Origin of the sequence: Niallia sp. FSL K6-0212 (genome assembly GCF_038007605.1) — a bacterium.
Lineage (GTDB): Bacteria > Bacillota > Bacilli > Bacillales > Cytobacillaceae > Niallia > Niallia circulans.
This window is the reverse complement of the sequence record NZ_JBBOXL010000001.1, coordinates 331,644-348,415: the sequence shown is the minus strand read 5'-3', so window position 1 is coordinate 348,415 and position 16,772 is coordinate 331,644. Positions and strand designations below refer to the sequence as shown.

The following is a 16,772-nucleotide window of genomic DNA, read 5'->3' as shown; positions in this document are numbered from 1 at the left end:
TTTAGTGGACTTGCTATTATTTTTTACTAAATTGAAAGGATGATTTTTATTGTTATTCAACAGGCAGTACAAACCGAACTAATTAAAAAGTATTGGGAAATGTATGAAAGTAAGAAAGAGAGGACATATATTGTAAAGCCCTCGATGCCAATTATGTATTTTGGTAATAGTAAGAAATATTTTGAATCCCCTATCCGCATCATTACTGTAGGTCTAAATCCGTCTAGACGTGATTTCCCTGACCCTGACCCTTTCCAAAGGTTTCAATCGATGAAACGAGACCATCACTATCAATTCAATCAACAGTACATTACTGCACTTGACCAGTATTTTGAAAAAGACCCATATAAAGCATGGTATGAGCCTTCTTTTGAACCGTTATTGAATGGAATGAATGCAAGCTTTTATGGTAACAAAGAAAATACGGCATTGCATACAGATATTTGCTCACCGCTTGCAACTAATCCTACCTGGGATAGTTTAAGCAAAGAAGCAAAGAAAGACCTTCAAGCAGAAGGCGTGAAATTATGGCATGATCTTATTGAATACTTACAGCCTGATGTAATCCTAATTTCAGTTGCAGGAGAACATCTCTCAAAAATTCAGTTGGAAACAGAAAGTGATTGGGAGACTGTTTATACGATTCCTAATTCCCGTTATTTAATTAATAGCAAGAAAGTAAGGTTAGCGACGAAAACAGCTGATGTTTACTATGGCAGATCGGCAGAAATTCCATTTGGGCAAGTTTCACCGGAGAATAAGGTGAAGATTGGTGAATATATTAAGGCGATTACGGAGAAAAAAGATCAGCCAATTGATTTTAAAGCCTTTCATCATGCCATTTTAGAATCCGAACAGCGAGATGATGAACTTTTTGGCTGGAACCAAGAAGCAAACTAAAAAAAGGGAATCAGGCTATTGTTTGTCTGATTCCCTTTTTTATTTGACTGATAAGCGGTGATGCACCTTTACAATGCCTCGCTAATGATTTTCTTATAATAAATAACGGAGAGAATTCCAAAGATGGAATACAGCAATGCATATAGCCCCATTACAATGAACATTGGTGCCCATAATTCCGATCCAAAGAAGAACCAGCCAGATTTGACAGCGAAATAACTATGAAGCAGGCCAATAAGTAACGGAATCCCAAAGTTAAATAGTTGTTTTGATTTAATGCCGTTTATTAAATCATTCTGTGTATAGCCTAGCTTACGAAGAATGGTATAGTTATACTTTTCTTCTTCTCCTTCATCCATCTGTTTAAAGTAAAGAATACACCCTGATGTGATAAGGAAAGTGAGCCCAAGAAAACCGACAATAAACATCGCTAATCCCATAAATTCTTTTTGAGACTGGCTTGTCTCATAACGTGATAAAGTTTCCTGACTTTCAAAAGTTAGTTTTTGATAAATTTTATCAGCTTCTACAATTTCTTGATTCTTATTAATATTGATCCCAATATAAAGTGAAGAAGGAGACTGAAGGCTTTTATCCATATTCTTTTGTACTAAATCAAAGACAGAAGAGTCGACGATTACGGTCATTAGTCCGCCGTTAGAAAAGTTATAAGGAAGAATGTTCATTTCCTTCATTCCTAAATAATTTAATGGGACGGACTGACCGTTTAACTCCATGGTAATTGAGCCCGTAGATTTTAATTTGATAAACTTTTCTAAGGTAGAACTATATCCATCAAAAAGTACTTCCTCTTTAGATAGATGAACACCTTCTACATAGTCTTCACTAATAACAGGCATCTGCATCTCGCTGGTATCTTGTGTGAATCCATCTGGAATATTATCGAGGACTCCCTTTATATCAAAGATGGTCTGAATAACAGGAATTTTTTCTTCCTTATAAGCAATTTTTTGTTCTTCCAGTCGGCTTGTAAAAGCTTCTGCATCTTGGACATTGTCAAAAGCGAAATCGGCTGGAACATTTTGTTTTGCATTTTTTTCTGCAGAGTAGTAAGATATATAGCTTAAACAAAGAAAGCCTAATGCGAGCGCAGAAACGGTTGTTATAATTGTTAATAAAATAGCATTTGATTTCATCCGAAACATAATACTAGACAGGGAAAGTACTTGATTAATATTAATGTAGCCATTTTTCCCTTTACGAATAAGGTTAAACAAAAAGCTGACAGATCCTTTATAAAAGAGATATGTCCCGATTATGACTAGAGCGAGAATAGAAATCATAGCGAAAAACAATTCATTCATGGATTGAAAGTCGCCATTAAAAAGCTGGGACGAGATGTAGTAGCCGCTTATGATAAAAATAATTCCTGTAACACCGATAATCATTTCCCATACAGACATGTTCTTAACTCGTGCTTCTGTTGAAGACGCAACACGGAATAAGGAAAGAATCGTTTGGCGCTTAATGAAAATATAGTTCATTAACATAATGAGAACATATATGGCGCAAAAAACAATGACTGTTTGGACGAGAGCCTCTGGCGAAAAGTGAAGTTTCGCAATAGCTTGGACCCCGGTTACTTTGAATAGAATCATGATGGTTATCTTAGAAAAAGAAACGCCAATAAAAATACCGATTACAATAGATAGAAAATATAAAATAAAATTTTCCAGTGTTAACAAACGGAAAATTTTGCTTTTGGTCATCCCAATTAATTGGAAAAGTCCAATTTCTTTTCCGCGGCGCTTGATAAAAATCGTATTGGCATATAGTAGAAATATCGCAACAATTGCTATTAAAAGAATAGAGGCCGCTTTAATCGCAGCGCCACCCTTGACTGAATTCTCAACCTCATTCATCGATGGGTCATATTGTAAGGTTACAAAGGAAAAATAAAGAGATACACTGAATACTAAGGCAAAAATATAAAGATAATAGTATTTTATATTTTTTTTGAGATTACGAATAACAAGATTACTTAAGGTCATTTTGCACACCACCCAAAATTCCCTGTGTTTTGATAATATCTTGGAAAAAACGCTGTCTATCCTGGTCTCCTTTATAAAGCTGTGTATAAATTTGCCCATCTTTAATAAAAACAACTCGATTACAATAGCTTGCAGCGACTGGGTCATGGGTTACCATAAGGATGGTTGCGTTTCTTGTTTGGTTTAGATGACTCAATTTATTTAATAAATCAGAGGCAGACTTAGAATCAAGAGCTCCGGTTGGTTCATCTGCAAATATAATACTTGGTTCATGAATGAAAGCTCTGGCTGCAGATGTTCTTTGCTTTTGACCACCTGATATTTCATTTGGATACTTATCTTTTATTTCGTAAATACCTAATTCCTTCGCTAAAGTATCAAAACGCTGATGTGCCTCTTTTTTGGGCGTTTTTGTAATTGATAGTGGTAAAAGAATATTTTCTTTAACGGTTAAAGTATCGAGTAAATTATAGTCTTGAAAGATAAATCCTAAGTGATTTTTTCGGAATTCTGCTAACTGCTTTTCTTTAAGACGGGTAATTTCCTTCTCTACAATTCGAATAGTTCCTCCACTTGCTTGATCGATAGAAGAAAGAACGTTCAACAAGGTTGTTTTCCCTGAACCAGAGGCCCCCATAATACTGACAAATTCGCCTTTTTGGACGTGTAAATTTACGCCCTTCAGCACTTCTTGACGATTTGTTTTATTGCCATAACTTTTATGGACCTTTGAAGCAATTAAGATATCCATACTCCACACTCCTTTAAATGATAGATTAAGTATACAAAAAGAATTTCATCCAATCCCTCGATTTGACGAACAAATAAAAGAAGCATGTGACATTTTTGTCACGATGCCTCGAAGTCAACATGTTTTAGTAATGAATTTGATTAAATTCATTGTTCTTTGGGAAAGTAAGGGTAAAGGTCGTACCTCTATTTAATTTGGAATGGACGGCAATATTGATTTTGAGTACTTCTGCAATTTTTTGGGATAAATATAATCCCATTCCTGTAGCATAATTATTTTGATGCTTGGAGGTGGAAGTAAAGCCTTTTTCAAAGATTCTTGGTAAGTCTTGCAGGCTTATTCCTATTCCATTATCGGTTATTTCTAAACAGCTATATCCGTCATTGCCATAGCTTCTTATGATAATATCTGATTCATAACTATATTTAACGGCATTACTTAATAGCTGCCTAATAATAAACGAAAGCCATTTTCCATCTGTTAATATCATCTTTTTCTGCAGTTCAATATCAAAACCGATTCCTTTTTGGATGCACCATGACTGTAATGTTTTTATTTCTTCGAAAAGAACCACTTCGAGATCAACATTTTCTATGTAGAGATCATTTTGAATAAATGAAAAACGTTTTTGGTACAGCTGTTGGTCTAAGAGATGGTGAATTCTTAACCATTCAAATGTCAAGGATGTCTTCATTTTCTGATTTTCAATAGCATCTATTAGTAAACGTAATGCTGTTAATGGCGTTTTTACTTCATGAATCCAAGAAAGCAGTTCATCCTTCTCTAGTTCAAGCTGCTGAAGATTTTGATATCTTTCTGTCTTTAACATGCGAGTTTGGGTTGTAAAGCTATCCGCGATTATTTTTTCAAAAGGTGTTTTTGCTGGCGCTAAGGATGTTAGGTCTAAATCATCTTCTCGAGCAGAAAGGCTTTTATAAAACTTAGTCTCTTTTTGATAGCGGATAAAGCAGAAAATCAGAAACAATAAGATGCTAATAAAGCTAACATATATCATTGAATAAAAAGAAATTGTCTCATCAATAATGGCCATAAATAATTGAAACAGCTGTAAAAAAAGAATAAAGAGAATCCAGCTTCTTTTTTCTATTAGAAATTGTCTGATCATAATGTATCCTCTTCAATAGCCATGTAGCCTTGTCCGACTTTTGTTTCTATATTGCTTCCGAGAGAAAGTTCATCTAGTTTTTTTCGCAAACGATTTACGTTTACTGTTAGCGTATTGTCACTAACAAAGCGTTTATCGTTCCATAGTTCATTGATAAGATCATCTCTTGATACGATTTTATTTTTTTTGTCTAATAATATTTTTAAAATGAACATTTCATTTTTCGATAGCTCGATTTCCCCATTGACAGAGGTCACTGTATTTTTCTCAAAATCAATGGTGGCACCACACCAAGTTTTCAGAGAAGATTGCTCGATGTTGTAATTATAAACCCTCCGCAAGGTTGCCTGTATTTTTGCAATTAAGACTTCAAAGTGAAATGGCTTTTGTACAAAGTCATCGGCTCCTAGCTGCATCGACATCACCATGTCGGTTGGATGATCACGAGAAGATAGGAAAATAATTGGTACATTGGAGTGGCTTCTAATCATTCGACACCAATGAAACCCATCATATTTAGGAAGATGAATATCGATAATAACTAAATCGGGTTTCTTTTCTGTAAACTCTTGCATCACTTTATTAAAATCATGAATCCCAATCGCTTCGTAAGACCATTGCTCTAAACGTTCCTTTATTGCCCGGAACAAAGTTTGATCATCTTCGATTAAAAGTATTTTAAACAGGACAATCACCACATCATAATTAGGTTATTATTCACTTCTTTATATGAATAATAAGAAGAGAACTACGGTCATTATATCATTTTAATTCCTAACAAAGGGGAATATAGAAGCGAAAATTAAAAAATTGTGAATATATGGAAGATGTCTGCTGTTATAGTAAAGTGATTTTGACAGATTGGAGTGCAGCATCAGTGATTAAACATGTTGAATCTTTAGAAGAGATTATTCCCATTGTGCCAATTATTAAAGAAGCGGCAATACCAGCAAATCTTTCGATAGCCATTAGTGTTAAAGAAAATTTATCGCTTCTTTTCCTGGAGAGATTATTAATTTACATATCAAATCAAATCAGCCCTTACAGCCTGGTGAATCGTTGAGAGAGACAATTCAGCCTAAAAAACCTTAAAGCCGAATCGATGGGAAAAATTGCAGCTATCGGGAAAAACAAGCAGATTCCATTGAACATACAGCCATCTTTATGGAAGAAGTTTTAAAGATGGCTAAAAAGATAAATGACTATTCTAATAAGCTATAGAATTAGTCTTTTTTAGAGGTTTTTATCCATTAACTATTCAATCGCTAAGCTGGAAACTTTCTCCTTTTAAAAAAATTTAGTTTTCATTTCCGAGAAAATCCGTTATAATCCATTATGTTGTCAAATAATCAATCGATATATACACTCGTATAATAGCAGGAATATGGCCTGCAAGTTTCTACCAGATGACCGTTAATCATCTGACTACGGGTAAGCGTATAAAATGGAGATATACTGATCTATACATAAATAGGGCAGTCTATTTTTGCTTTAAAAACACAGCCGCTTACTCATAGAGTAAGCAGCTGTGTTTTTTTGTATTATGTAAGGATAGTTCGAGCATTTATTGTTATTAGCTATCCTTCAAAAAAGGAGAGAGTCTAGTTAATGGAGTTATTGAAGAAGAAAATTGAAGAAGAAGGTATTGTGTTAAGTGATCATGTTTTAAAAGTAGATTCATTCATTAATCACCAAATGGACCCTCAGCTGATGAAGGAAATTGGCCTGGAATTTGCTAGATTGTTTAAAGATGCTGGGATTACAAGAATCTTAACAATAGAGTCATCTGGTATCGCACCAGCTATAATGGCAGGTCTAGCATTAGATGTTCCGGTTATTTTTGCAAGAAAAAGAAAATCCCTTACTTTAACAAGCGATTTATATACAGCAACAGTTTATTCATTTACAAAACAAGAGTCAAATGAAATTACAGTTTCCAAAAAGTATATGCATTCAGATGATTATGTTCTCGTAATTGATGACTTTTTAGCTAATGGACAGGCTGCTTTAGGCTTAGCAAATATTGTCGAGCAGGCTGGTGCAACTGTTAGTGGAATTGGGATATTAATCGAAAAGTCATTCCAGCAAGGGGCAGATGATTTAATTGCAAAAGGCTATCGAGTAGAATCTCTAGCAAGAATTGCCTCTTTAAAGGGTGGAAAAGTAACATTTGCCGAACAGCGAATACATGATGGCATTTATGCAGGGGGATATTAAAATGGAAAAAATGTCAGTAAAAACATGGTCTATAGGTCTGCAGCATGTACTAGCAATGTATGCTGGTGCTGTGCTAGTACCTTTAATAGTTGGTGGAGCATTAAAATTAACACCTGAACAATTAACCTATCTTATATCGATTGATCTATTAACATGTGGTGTTGCTACGTTGCTGCAGGTTTGGAAAAATAAATTTTTTGGAATTGGTCTTCCTGTTATGCTTGGCTGTACATTCACTGCAGTTGGTCCAATGATTGCGATTGGAAGTAAGCATGGAATAACGGCCATTTATGGTGCAATTATTGTTTCTGGTATTATTGTTGTTCTTATCTCTTCAATCTTTAGCAAGCTTGTGAAATTTTTTCCACCAGTCGTAACTGGTTCTGTTGTTACAATAATTGGTCTTACTTTAATTCCTGTAGCATTTAATGATATGGCAGGAGGGCAGGGAAGTGCAGACTTCGGTAATATTAAAAACGTCGTACTTGCTTTTGGTGTACTTACTATCATTATATTGCTAAATAAATTTACAACTGGATTTATCAAGACAATTTCTATTCTGATTGGAATTATTATCGGAACGCTAATTGCTGCAATGATGGGAATGGTTGATTTTGCTAAAGTGGGTGAAGCTGATTGGATACATGGAATCACTCCATTTTATTTTGGAATGCCAACCTTTGATCTCACTTCCATTATCACGATGACTCTTGTTGCCATTGTGAGTTTAATTGAATCAACAGGTGTCTATTTAGCATTAGGAGATATAACTAATAAAAAGGTTTCAGAAAAAGATTTAGCAAACGGATATCGAGCAGAAGGGATAGCTTCTGTAATTGGCGGGATTTTCAATTCCTTCCCTTACACAGCTTATTCACAAAATGTTGGTTTAGTTCAATTAACAGGTGTAAAAACAAAGAATGTCATTTATGCAGCAGGAACAATTTTAGTTATTTTAGGCTTTATTCCTAAGATTGCAGCCATTACAACATTGATTCCAACAGCTGTACTTGGGGGCGCTTCGCTTGCAATGTTTGGTATGGTTGTGTCCTATGGTATTAAAATGCTAGGACAGGTGGATTTTAATAACCAAGGAAACTTACTCATTCTTGCTTGCTCGATTGGAATGGGGCTTGGTGTAACCGTTGTTCCAGATATCTTTATGAAATTTCCAGAAAGCATCCGCATCCTCTTCCAAAGCGGTATTGTTGCAGGTGGGCTAACTGCAATTATCTTAAATATTTTATTTAACATAATTCCCGGATCACGTGCCAAAACAGTACAAATGGAAGAAAAGACAGCAGCCTAAATTTGCGATGCTAAAAAACAGATAAATAAGACTTTCCGCAGTGTAATCCAAATAATAAGCATAAATCGAGAAATTACACTTTTTTATAAAAATTATTCCGATAAGTTTAATTGTATTTATTTGTTATATCAGAATATTTTTTTGTTAATGGTTATAGGAATAGATGGAGTATTGATTGAAGTCGAAGTTAAAGAAATTATATGGGTAATAAGAATAGTTTCTTATCCTATATATAAAAACGATTATCAAGTGGATGTTTTATAAGAATAATTTATTTTTATAGGAAGCATATTTGTAAATAAAAAAATGCAAAAACATAGTTGACAATTTATTTATCTAGTTTTATAGTTGTTATCAAATCTTACAAAAATTAAATAAAACATTTTTCTTATCCAGAGAGACGGAGGGACAGGCCCGAAGAAGTCTCGGCAGCGGATTTATATTAAACACCGTGCCAATTCCTGCAAATGCCAATTGTGCATTTGAAAGATGAGAAAAAGTAGTTTCTTTGTCTTATAAAGGCCCTGCTTTTTCTTTCTGGAAAGAAGAAGCAGGGCCTTTTTGCATTGACTAAAAGTCTGCTTCTTCTTGACAAGATACGTATGTTTTTAACCTAGTATAGGAGTGGAAGGGCAAATGATTGAATTTGAAAAGGTAGCCAAGACCTTTAAGCTTGGCAGTCGCGAAGTAAACGCAGTAAAGGATGTTTCTATCTCCATTGCACAAGGAGAGATTTTTGGGATTATTGGTTTTAGTGGAGCTGGAAAAAGTACTTTATTACGACTTGTGAATTTATTAGAAACACCAACAAACGGAAATATCCAAGTGCAAGGAGTAGATGTAGCCTCCCTATCACCAAAAGAGATTCGCAAGCTTCGTCGAAGAATCGGCATGATTTTTCAAAACTTTAATCTCTTTACATCTCGAACGGTAGCCGGCAACATAGCCTACCCATTAAAGCTGGCTGGTGTATCGAAAAAGGAAATAAAAGAAAGAGTGGCGGAGCTTTTACAATTTGTCGGTTTATCCGATAAAGCAGACGACTATCCTGAACAATTGTCAGGAGGACAGAAGCAGCGGGTTGGGATTGCACGTGCTCTTGCTACTTCTCCGGATATATTGATTTGTGATGAAGCAACTTCTGCGCTTGATCCAGATACAACAGGCGAAATACTGCGTTTATTAAAAAAAGTAAATAAGGATTTAGGCATTACGATTTTATTAATTACACATGAGATGCATGTTATTCAAGAAATATGTGACCGAGTGGCTGTGATGGAAAATGGCGAAGTAATAGAGAATGGATCTGTCTTTGAAGTTTTCACAAATCCCCAACACTCGACTACACAACGCTTTATTCAGTCTGTACAGCAGGATCGTCCATCTGCTTCCTTATTGGCTGAATGGAGGAATAAGGGCGGCGACAAGTTATATAGAGTAATTTTTAAAGGGGAAATTGCAAGTGATCCAGTTCTTTCAAAGGTCACAAGAAAATTTAATGTCGATGTAAATATTGTTTATGGATCTGTTCGTGAATTGCAAGAGAAGTTTTATGGGAATCTTCTAGTATCCTTTGAAGGCAGCAAGGAAAATATTAAAGCGGTTCTGCATGAATTAGAAGCATTAGTAACAGTTGAGGAGGTGCTTGTTTAATGAAGGTTGATTGGAGTACTTTTTGGCCGCGCATTGTGGAATCTACCGGAGAAACCATATTAATGGTTATTACCACTCTTATTTTAGGATCTATTTTAGGCATTACGATTGGATTACTTCTCTTTGTGACAAGGAAGGGAAATATTTTGGAAAATAAATTAGTTTTCCGTTTGCTCAATATTCTAATAAATATTATCCGCCCTATTCCATTTATTATTTTCTTAGTAGCAATCAGCCCGTTAACAAGAGCAGTTGTGGGCACAACGATTGGGACTTGGGCAGCGATATTTCCAATGACTATTGCAGCCTCATTCGGAATTGCGAGAGTAGTAGAAAATAATTTAGTCAGTATTGATCCAGGAGTTATTGAAGCTGCTAAAGCGATGGGAGCAAGCCCTTTGCAAATCATTTTTACTGTATTAATTCCCGAAGCATTAGGACCACTGATTCTAGGATTAACCTTTGTAACGATCAGCTTAATTGATTTTTCTGCGATGGCTGGTACCGTTGGCGGAGGCGGACTGGGACATGTGGCGATGACATATGGCTACCAGCGTTTTGACGGCAGTGTTATGCTTGTTACCGTCATTATACTGATTATACTTGTACAAATTGCTCAATGGATTGGAAATACATTATCACGAAAAATAATGAGACGTTAAGACAAAACTTTAACGATGGGATATTTACCGCTTTATAAGTTAAAAAATAACAAAAATTACTAATTAAGGAGATTGAGAGATGAAAAAATATTTTGCTATTTTACTATTATTAACAACTATTTGGGCACTAGCTGCCTGCGGGTCAGACAGTGCATCAGGTAAAGATAAAACAGTGAAGGTGAAAATAGGGGTAACAGGATCCGATGGAGAAGTCTGGCCGACTTTGAAGAAAAAGGCGAAAGCAGAAGGAATTGAAATCGAGCTAGTCGAGTTTTCAGACTATACTTTGCCAAACCAAGCTTTAGAGAATGGAGATATTGATATTAACTCCTTCCAGCATATTGCTTTTCTAAGTCAGTTTAATGAAGAAAACAAAACGGATTTAACGCCCATCGGAACAACAGTGATTGCTCCTATGGGAATCTATTCAGAAAAAGTGAAAGATGTAAGTGAAATAAAAGAGGGTGACAAAATTGCTATTCCAGACGATCCATCTAATCAAGCGCGCGCTTTAAAATTACTTGAATCTGCAGGATTAATTACCTTAGCTGATGACTTTGGATTATTTGGAGATCCATCTAAGATTGTAGAAAACCCAAAGAAACTTGATATCTTGCCAATTGTAGCTCAACAAACACCAAGAGTCTTACCAGATGTTGCAGCATCTGTTATCAATAATGGTGTCGCTGGTCAAGCAGGCTTTGATCCTGTTAAAGATCCCATTTATCTAGAAGATGCAGAGGATAAAAACGTATTACCATATGTAAATATCTTTGCGGCTCGTACAGAGGATGCGAATAATGAAACCTATCAGAAAATTGTTGAACTTTATCATGAAGAAGAAGTTGTAAAAGCGGTAGAAGCAGATACAAATGGTGGTTCGATTGTAGTAAATATTGCAAAAGATGAGCTGGCAAAACAATTTAAAGGACTATAAGGGGGAGAGAAAATGAGTAATACGTTATCTGGTCTTGATTTAATTAATGAATCCATTCAAACAAATAAGGATCTTTATATTGAAACGAGTCAATTAATTCATGCAAATCCTGAGATTGGCAATCAAGAATTTTTTGCAAGTAAAAGGCATGTAGATATTCTAACAAACGCGGGATTTAAAGTGGAAATTGCTGTTGCTGGACATGAAACATCTTTTTATGCAGTAAAAGACAGTGGGATATCTGGTCCAACCATTGCCTTCCTTGCTGAATATGATGCCTTGCCTGGTCTAGGGCATGCTTGTGGCCACAATATTATTGGAACAACAAGTGTTGCAGCTGGTATTGCCTTATCTCAAGTACTGTCTAAAACTGGTGGGAAAGTAGTTGTTCTTGGCACACCTGCAGAAGAGGGAGGTCCAAATGGGAGTGCAAAAGGAAGCTTTGTGAAACATGGCTATTTAAAGGATGTGGATGTCGCTTTAATGATTCATCCCTCTGGCCAAACCTCGTTGACTAGTGAAACACTTGCTGTGGATCCCTTAGATTTTCATTTTTACGGAAAAGCAGCACATGCATCCGGATCACCTGAAAAAGGGATAAACGCACTTGATGCAGTTATACAATTGTTTGTCGGCATCAATGCGCTTAGACAACAGCTGCCTGATGATATCAGAATCCATGGGATTATAACAAACGGGGGAGATGCACCGAATATCATACCAGAATATGCATCAGCACGATTCTATATACGTGCCGAAACATGGAAAAAAACAGAAGAGGTTGCAGCAAAAGTTCGTGCGATCGCTGAAGGAGCTGCGCTTGCCACTGGTGCGACTGTTAAAGTGGAAAGATTTCAAAATGAAGTGAAGGATTTTGTATTAAACCCAATTTTAGATGGAATCTTAAAAGAAGAATTAGAGGCAGTTGGAGAAACAGTTGTAACGGAAAGATCTCGCGGAAAAGGATCAACAGACGCTGGAAATATTAGCTATGAAGTTCCAACTGCGCATCCTCATATTAAAATAGGGCCAGACGACTTAATTGCCCATACGAACGAATTTCGAGAAGCCGCAAAATCACCAACTGGAGATGCCGCTCTTGTTAAAGGAGCACAAGTCCTTGCAAAAACAGGCTATCGTTTGCTTTCAGATAGTGTGCTTTTAAATCGTGTGAATAAAGCATTTGAAGCAGCGAAAAAAGAAAAAGTAAACTCCATTTAAAATAGTTATTTTTGTCACTGGAAATTTCAAAAGAATAGAGAAATGGAAAAAGCAATTTTAGGAGATGGTTCCTGAAATTGCTTTTTATCGTTTTATTTACCTGGGTGAGTATTTATAATGATATGAATTAAATATATTTAGATAATATTTAGAAAGGTTGAAATTTTATTAATTTAACTTATTCTTCAATTAAAGGATGACATTAACCCAAATATAAGGTAATATCTAAAACTGTATATCGTTTTTAATGTATTAGCAATGTTTTCTGAAGTTATATTAACTATATTAAGATAGTTTTTATGAGAAGAGGAAGGTTGTTACTGCTTCATATTTAGGAGGAATTTTCTATGTCGATTTTAGTTGGGATATTAGGTATCATCGTGACGATAGCTATTGCCTTTTTACTATCAAATGATAAAAAAAGGATTAACTTCAGAGCTATTCTCGTATTATTTGTGCTTGAATTTATTGTAGCACTAATAATGTTTAAAACTACAGTAGGACTAAAAATAGTAGAAGCTACATCTAACGGTGTCTCTAAAGTCCTTAACTATGGGTATGAAGGGGTAAATTTTGTTACTGGGGGATTAGTACCAGAAGGCGAAAGTGTTTTTTTCATTAATGTTCTTATGATCATTATTTTTACTTCTACTTTATTATCTTTGTTAACTCATATCAAAGTATTGCCACTAGCAATTAAATATATTGGTGGTGCATTGGCTAAGATTACTGGTTTATCAAAGGTTGTAACATTTAACAGCATTAACTCTATCTTTTTTGGACAATCGGAAGCACTTCTTGCGATCAAAGGGCATTTAGATACGATAAACGCAAATAAATTATTTATTGTATGTACCTCTGCTATGGGATCTGTTTCTGCATCTATTATGGGGGCATACATGGAAATGATTCCTCCCCGATATGTATTAGCAGCTATGATTTTAAATGCATTATCTGCTTTAATTATTGCGACACTTATTGCACCAATTTCAAAAGATGAAGATGAGAAAATTAACATAAAAGATGTCTCCAATACGAATTCTGTTTTTGGAGCAATCTCAGCAGGAGCTTTAGATGGTGGTCGTGTTGCCTTAATTGTTGCCGCGATGTTAGTTGCTTATGTTGGTTTACTGGCTCTAATTGACGGTTTCTTTACAAGTATTTTCGGCATCGGTTTTACCGGTATATTGGGTTATATATTTGCTCCAATTGCTTGGATAATGGGGATACCTGGCAGTGAAATAGTAACGGCTGGTTCTGTAATGGGGACGAAATTAGCTGCAAACGAATTTGTAGCAATGCTGCAATTACAACCATTACTTGGAGATCTTTCAGACAAAACAGTAGGGATTGTGTCCACTTTCCTTGTATCTTTTGCAAATTTCTCTAGTATTGGAATTATTGCCGGATCGATTCAAGCAATTAATGCCAAAAAAGCAGATATCGTTGCAAAATTCGGACTGAAAATGTTATTAGCAGCCACACTTGCATCTGTATTAACCGCTACAATCGTAGGTTTATTTCTTTAATAAATGAAAAAGGGACTGTTGCTAGTCCCTTTTTTTATAAGCAATTTCTACTTTATTTTTTTATCTATTTCAGTTGTATCGACTTTACTGCCAAACCACTCTGTGAGTTTTACTCTTGCTTTTGATTTAATATCCTCATCAATATACATAGCAACTTGGAATAATGCAAGTCCTAGTGCCCCTAAATCATCTGTATAACCTATACCAACAAGAAAATCAGGGATTAAATCAAGAGGGAGGATAAAATAACCTAATGCTCCAATAATAGTTGCTTTGACTTTTTTAGGTACATTTGGTTTTTGTAAAGTGTAATACAACAAAAGCACCGCATAAACGACAGAGGAACCTGCCTTTTTTCCAAACTTGGCAATTTTGGACCAAAATTTTTCCTCGGAATAATGCTTTCCTGCAGCAGCAAGTTCTTTTTCTAATTTTTCTTTTGATTCGGCCATTATGAAAGCTCCTTTCCTAATGGTTTTCGCGCCTATTCATATAATGATTATATGCTTTTGTGTAGTATAAGTAAAATATTTACTGTTTGCCTAGTCTATTTACCAACAAAAGTAAGGAAAATACGAAGCCATCCAAAAAAGGAAATCCATAAAGGGGTACTAATAAGCATACCGAAAAATAGTCCCTTCCCAAAATTTCCTGTTTCCGGTAAATAATAGTTTTGATCGCTTACAACGATTGATCGCTTGATTAGTATTTCATCATTATTTTTTTGTCTCATTTTCTTTTTTCCCTTCATCTAAATCGTCGAAGGTGGATTCGGTAACTGGCTGGCAAGCGTAATGAATGTCATAACTTTTGCTATCATGTAGAAAAAATCGATCTTCGTTACCCCTAAGCCCCTATAGCTTTGCGTCATCACTTTTCAATGATTTTGCCCTTTCGTCGATTAGTCAGATTATTATAGTTTAAGATTAGTACTTGCTAGTTCTAAATGCCAGTATCAAAAGGCCTATAACACCTTTATAAAGAAATTATATCAAATATTTTGTGGGAATTATAGGTTATTTATACTATATTAGACATCTGAAATTCTTTTTCTTCATACTTTCTCCATTTGCTAATTGATTGTCCATTCATTATTTTTCCTATAATAATGGGCAAAAAATAAATAGGAAAACAATAATTATCCACAAAAGCCATTAAGCAGTCATCCCATTTTTAAACAAATGTCAAGTGAAAAATATTTTTTAAGAAATAGAGAAGTTACCACGGTAAAAGAAGACAGTGGATTTCGACGTTCTTCTCCATTATTCAAGGAGTAATTTAATTGTTCTAGTTGTTTTAGTGATAAGACGTATGTCGGAAGGAGATTTAATCGATCAGTATTGCCGTGTTTTAGGATAATTTCCCGGGAAACTTGTCGCTATTTCTGTATTTACTTTTTATCGGTGCATGTGGAAGTATTATGTCAACATTTGTTTATCCATTAAAAAGATTATTCTTTGGCTGAAGCTTCGACCTTTTTATTCTTTTAGCAGCTTTCCTTATCGGTGAATATGCCATTCATTTTGGGGTAGAGGTAGCAGCAAAGTATATTGTTTCTTCTATGGCAAATGGCGCGAAGTGCAAATGGGTTTATTTATCCATTGTTATGAAATAATTATAATTTTCTTTTTGTGTTACCTATTTTTACAATGATGATTTTCCATTACTCATTCATTGCCTTCTGAAAGAAAAGATCATCGTCTAGTTATCATTCCTGTAGGACTTGTTTTAAAAACTGTTTACTGCACCTCAAATGGGCTATTTACATAGAGTAATATAAAAGCTCGAAAGGGGAATAATAATGTATTTTCAGCCGTTTTATTCTTATTGTGGACACCATTCTTTTCTACCTCATCATAGAATGATTAGTTCGCAAATAGGTGGAGAATCTAGAATAACCCCTCCATCGAATGGTGGAGGAACAGTTCCTCATTTGCCGCCAATCGGAGGTGGGATTTTGCCGCCGTTTCCAGGTGGAGAACAACCGCCTCCTCCAGCAGGACCTCCAGCATTTCCAGATGCACCGCAGATTGGAGATGGGACTGACTCTGGACCGCCGATATCACCACCGCCATCTTTTACACCACAATTAAATCAGTCGCAACTAAGCACTTTTACTGTTGAATCTAGTTCTATCCGACCTTGTATGTACCGCTTTACTTTTATTTGGTTAGAAAATGGCAAAGGATTTTGGTTCTATCCAACCTTTATTGGGCGTCATTCTATTGCAGGATATCGTTGGCGAATAAACCGTTGGATGTATTATGGAACAGATATTAACCGTATTCGATTTTTTCAGTGTATTTAAGCTAGCAAGGAAAGATCTCCTATGTTGATAATGAAACAGAGTTATTGTGGAATACAAAGTGGTGTAGTATGAATGATATTTAGTGTGAATGAAGAAAGTCCAATGTAGAAACTATAAAGGGAGCAGAGGGAAGGCAACCATTATAAA

16 protein-coding genes and 3 riboswitches are annotated in these 16,772 nt (G+C 35.4%); of the genes, 10 read left to right on the top strand and 6 right to left on the bottom strand.

What is annotated here, in order from left to right; genetic code table 11:
• Window positions 1-39 precede the first annotated feature (39 nt).
• A complete protein-coding gene (locus MHH96_RS01595) occupies window positions 40-900 on the top strand; it encodes a hypothetical protein (RefSeq protein WP_047943625.1) in 861 nt (286 codons plus the stop codon).
• A 68-nt stretch (window positions 901-968) separates the two neighbouring features.
• Here MHH96_RS01595 and MHH96_RS01590 read toward each other — a convergent pair whose 3' ends face one another.
• The 4 genes from MHH96_RS01590 to MHH96_RS01575 form a co-directional block, all read right to left on the bottom strand.
• A complete protein-coding gene (locus tag MHH96_RS01590; protein ID WP_328282757.1) occupies window positions 969-2,912 on the bottom strand; it encodes an ABC transporter permease in 1,944 nt (647 codons plus the stop codon).
• The gene (locus MHH96_RS01585; RefSeq protein ID WP_144544671.1) at window positions 2,899-3,663 is read right to left on the bottom strand and encodes an ABC transporter ATP-binding protein; all 765 of its coding nucleotides are present in this window, start codon (window positions 3,661-3,663) and stop codon (window positions 2,899-2,901) included. The genes MHH96_RS01590 and MHH96_RS01585 overlap by 14 nt, the downstream gene beginning before the upstream one ends.
• A gap of 124 nt (window positions 3,664-3,787) precedes the next feature.
• Window positions 3,788-4,789: a sensor histidine kinase gene (locus tag MHH96_RS01580; RefSeq protein ID WP_328282758.1), complete on the bottom strand. Its 1,002-nt coding sequence runs from the start codon at window positions 4,787-4,789 to the stop codon at window positions 3,788-3,790.
• Window positions 4,786-5,475, bottom strand: coding sequence for a response regulator transcription factor (locus MHH96_RS01575; protein ID WP_341118089.1), 690 nt, complete (start codon window positions 5,473-5,475; stop codon window positions 4,786-4,788). The genes MHH96_RS01580 and MHH96_RS01575 overlap by 4 nt, the downstream gene beginning before the upstream one ends.
• Before the next feature lie 191 nt (window positions 5,476-5,666).
• On the opposite strand from MHH96_RS01575, the gene MHH96_RS01570 reads away from it, so the two are divergent.
• From MHH96_RS01570 to MHH96_RS01535, 8 genes are all read left to right on the top strand, one after another.
• The gene (locus MHH96_RS01570) at window positions 5,667-5,852 is read left to right on the top strand and encodes a hypothetical protein (RefSeq protein ID WP_141232341.1); all 186 of its coding nucleotides are present in this window, start codon (window positions 5,667-5,669) and stop codon (window positions 5,850-5,852) included.
• Window positions 5,853-6,135: 283 nt separating this feature from the next.
• Window positions 6,136-6,237: riboswitch (purine riboswitch) on the top strand.
• 160 nt (window positions 6,238-6,397) lie between these two features.
• The gene (locus MHH96_RS01565) at window positions 6,398-7,006 is read left to right on the top strand and encodes a xanthine phosphoribosyltransferase (protein WP_061798060.1); all 609 of its coding nucleotides are present in this window, start codon (window positions 6,398-6,400) and stop codon (window positions 7,004-7,006) included.
• Between the two features lies 1 nt (window position 7,007).
• Window positions 7,008-8,315, top strand: a complete 1,308-nt coding sequence (locus MHH96_RS01560; protein WP_061798058.1) for a nucleobase:cation symporter-2 family protein — start codon at window positions 7,008-7,010, stop codon at window positions 8,313-8,315.
• 385 nt (window positions 8,316-8,700) lie between these two features.
• A riboswitch (SAM riboswitch) is annotated at window positions 8,701-8,811 on the top strand.
• 140 nt (window positions 8,812-8,951) lie between these two features.
• Window positions 8,952-9,968, top strand: coding sequence for a methionine ABC transporter ATP-binding protein (locus MHH96_RS01555; protein WP_061798057.1), 1,017 nt, complete (start codon window positions 8,952-8,954; stop codon window positions 9,966-9,968).
• Complete coding sequence (locus tag MHH96_RS01550) at window positions 9,968-10,630, top strand: methionine ABC transporter permease (RefSeq protein WP_047943633.1); 663 nt, start codon at window positions 9,968-9,970, stop codon at window positions 10,628-10,630. Before MHH96_RS01555 ends, MHH96_RS01550 begins: the two co-directional genes overlap by 1 nt.
• A 79-nt stretch (window positions 10,631-10,709) precedes the next feature.
• Window positions 10,710-11,567: a MetQ/NlpA family ABC transporter substrate-binding protein gene (locus MHH96_RS01545; protein WP_061798054.1), complete on the top strand. Its 858-nt coding sequence runs from the start codon at window positions 10,710-10,712 to the stop codon at window positions 11,565-11,567.
• Between the two features lie 12 nt (window positions 11,568-11,579).
• A complete protein-coding gene (locus tag MHH96_RS01540; RefSeq protein WP_047943635.1) occupies window positions 11,580-12,788 on the top strand; it encodes a M20 family metallopeptidase in 1,209 nt (402 codons plus the stop codon).
• 347 nt (window positions 12,789-13,135) lie between these two features.
• On the top strand, window positions 13,136-14,317 hold the full coding sequence (locus MHH96_RS01535) for a NupC/NupG family nucleoside CNT transporter (protein WP_061798048.1): 1,182 nt from the start codon (window positions 13,136-13,138) through the stop codon (window positions 14,315-14,317).
• Window positions 14,318-14,364: 47 nt separating this feature from the next.
• Here MHH96_RS01535 and MHH96_RS01530 read toward each other — a convergent pair whose 3' ends face one another.
• Complete coding sequence (locus MHH96_RS01530) at window positions 14,365-14,769, bottom strand: YkvA family protein (protein WP_061798045.1); 405 nt, start codon at window positions 14,767-14,769, stop codon at window positions 14,365-14,367.
• A gap of 95 nt (window positions 14,770-14,864) precedes the next feature.
• Window positions 14,865-15,050 carry a hypothetical protein gene (locus tag MHH96_RS01525; RefSeq protein WP_047943638.1) on the bottom strand — a complete coding sequence of 62 codons (186 nt, stop codon included), beginning with the start codon at window positions 15,048-15,050 and terminating at the stop codon, window positions 14,865-14,867.
• 66 nt (window positions 15,051-15,116) lie between these two features.
• Window positions 15,117-15,218: riboswitch (cyclic di-GMP riboswitch) on the bottom strand.
• Window positions 15,219-16,118: 900 nt separating this feature from the next.
• Between MHH96_RS01525 and MHH96_RS01520 the strand changes: the two genes are divergently transcribed.
• Window positions 16,119-16,625 carry a hypothetical protein gene (locus tag MHH96_RS01520; protein WP_053215750.1) on the top strand — a complete coding sequence of 169 codons (507 nt, stop codon included), beginning with the start codon at window positions 16,119-16,121 and terminating at the stop codon, window positions 16,623-16,625.
• Window positions 16,626-16,772 lie beyond the last annotated feature (147 nt).

Coding starts and splice junctions, on each gene's coding strand:
- MHH96_RS01585 (WP_144544671.1), bottom strand. CDS start 3,663: ATGGATATCTTAATTGCTTCAAAGGTCCATAAAAGTTATGGCAATAAA.
- MHH96_RS01535 (WP_061798048.1), top strand. CDS start 13,136: ATGTCGATTTTAGTTGGGATATTAGGTATCATCGTGACGATAGCTATT.
- MHH96_RS01565 (WP_061798060.1), top strand. CDS start 6,398: ATGGAGTTATTGAAGAAGAAAATTGAAGAAGAAGGTATTGTGTTAAGT.
- MHH96_RS01560 (WP_061798058.1), top strand. CDS start 7,008: ATGGAAAAAATGTCAGTAAAAACATGGTCTATAGGTCTGCAGCATGTA.
- MHH96_RS01520 (WP_053215750.1), top strand. CDS start 16,119: ATGTATTTTCAGCCGTTTTATTCTTATTGTGGACACCATTCTTTTCTA.
- MHH96_RS01540 (WP_047943635.1), top strand. CDS start 11,580: ATGAGTAATACGTTATCTGGTCTTGATTTAATTAATGAATCCATTCAA.
- MHH96_RS01545 (WP_061798054.1), top strand. CDS start 10,710: ATGAAAAAATATTTTGCTATTTTACTATTATTAACAACTATTTGGGCA.
- MHH96_RS01530 (WP_061798045.1), bottom strand. CDS start 14,769: ATGGCCGAATCAAAAGAAAAATTAGAAAAAGAACTTGCTGCTGCAGGA.
- MHH96_RS01580 (WP_328282758.1), bottom strand. CDS start 4,789: ATGATCAGACAATTTCTAATAGAAAAAAGAAGCTGGATTCTCTTTATT.
- MHH96_RS01595 (WP_047943625.1), top strand. CDS start 40: ATGATTTTTATTGTTATTCAACAGGCAGTACAAACCGAACTAATTAAA.
- MHH96_RS01550 (WP_047943633.1), top strand. CDS start 9,968: ATGAAGGTTGATTGGAGTACTTTTTGGCCGCGCATTGTGGAATCTACC.
- MHH96_RS01555 (WP_061798057.1), top strand. CDS start 8,952: ATGATTGAATTTGAAAAGGTAGCCAAGACCTTTAAGCTTGGCAGTCGC.
- MHH96_RS01590 (WP_328282757.1), bottom strand. CDS start 2,912: ATGACCTTAAGTAATCTTGTTATTCGTAATCTCAAAAAAAATATAAAA.
- MHH96_RS01525 (WP_047943638.1), bottom strand. CDS start 15,050: ATGAGACAAAAAAATAATGATGAAATACTAATCAAGCGATCAATCGTT.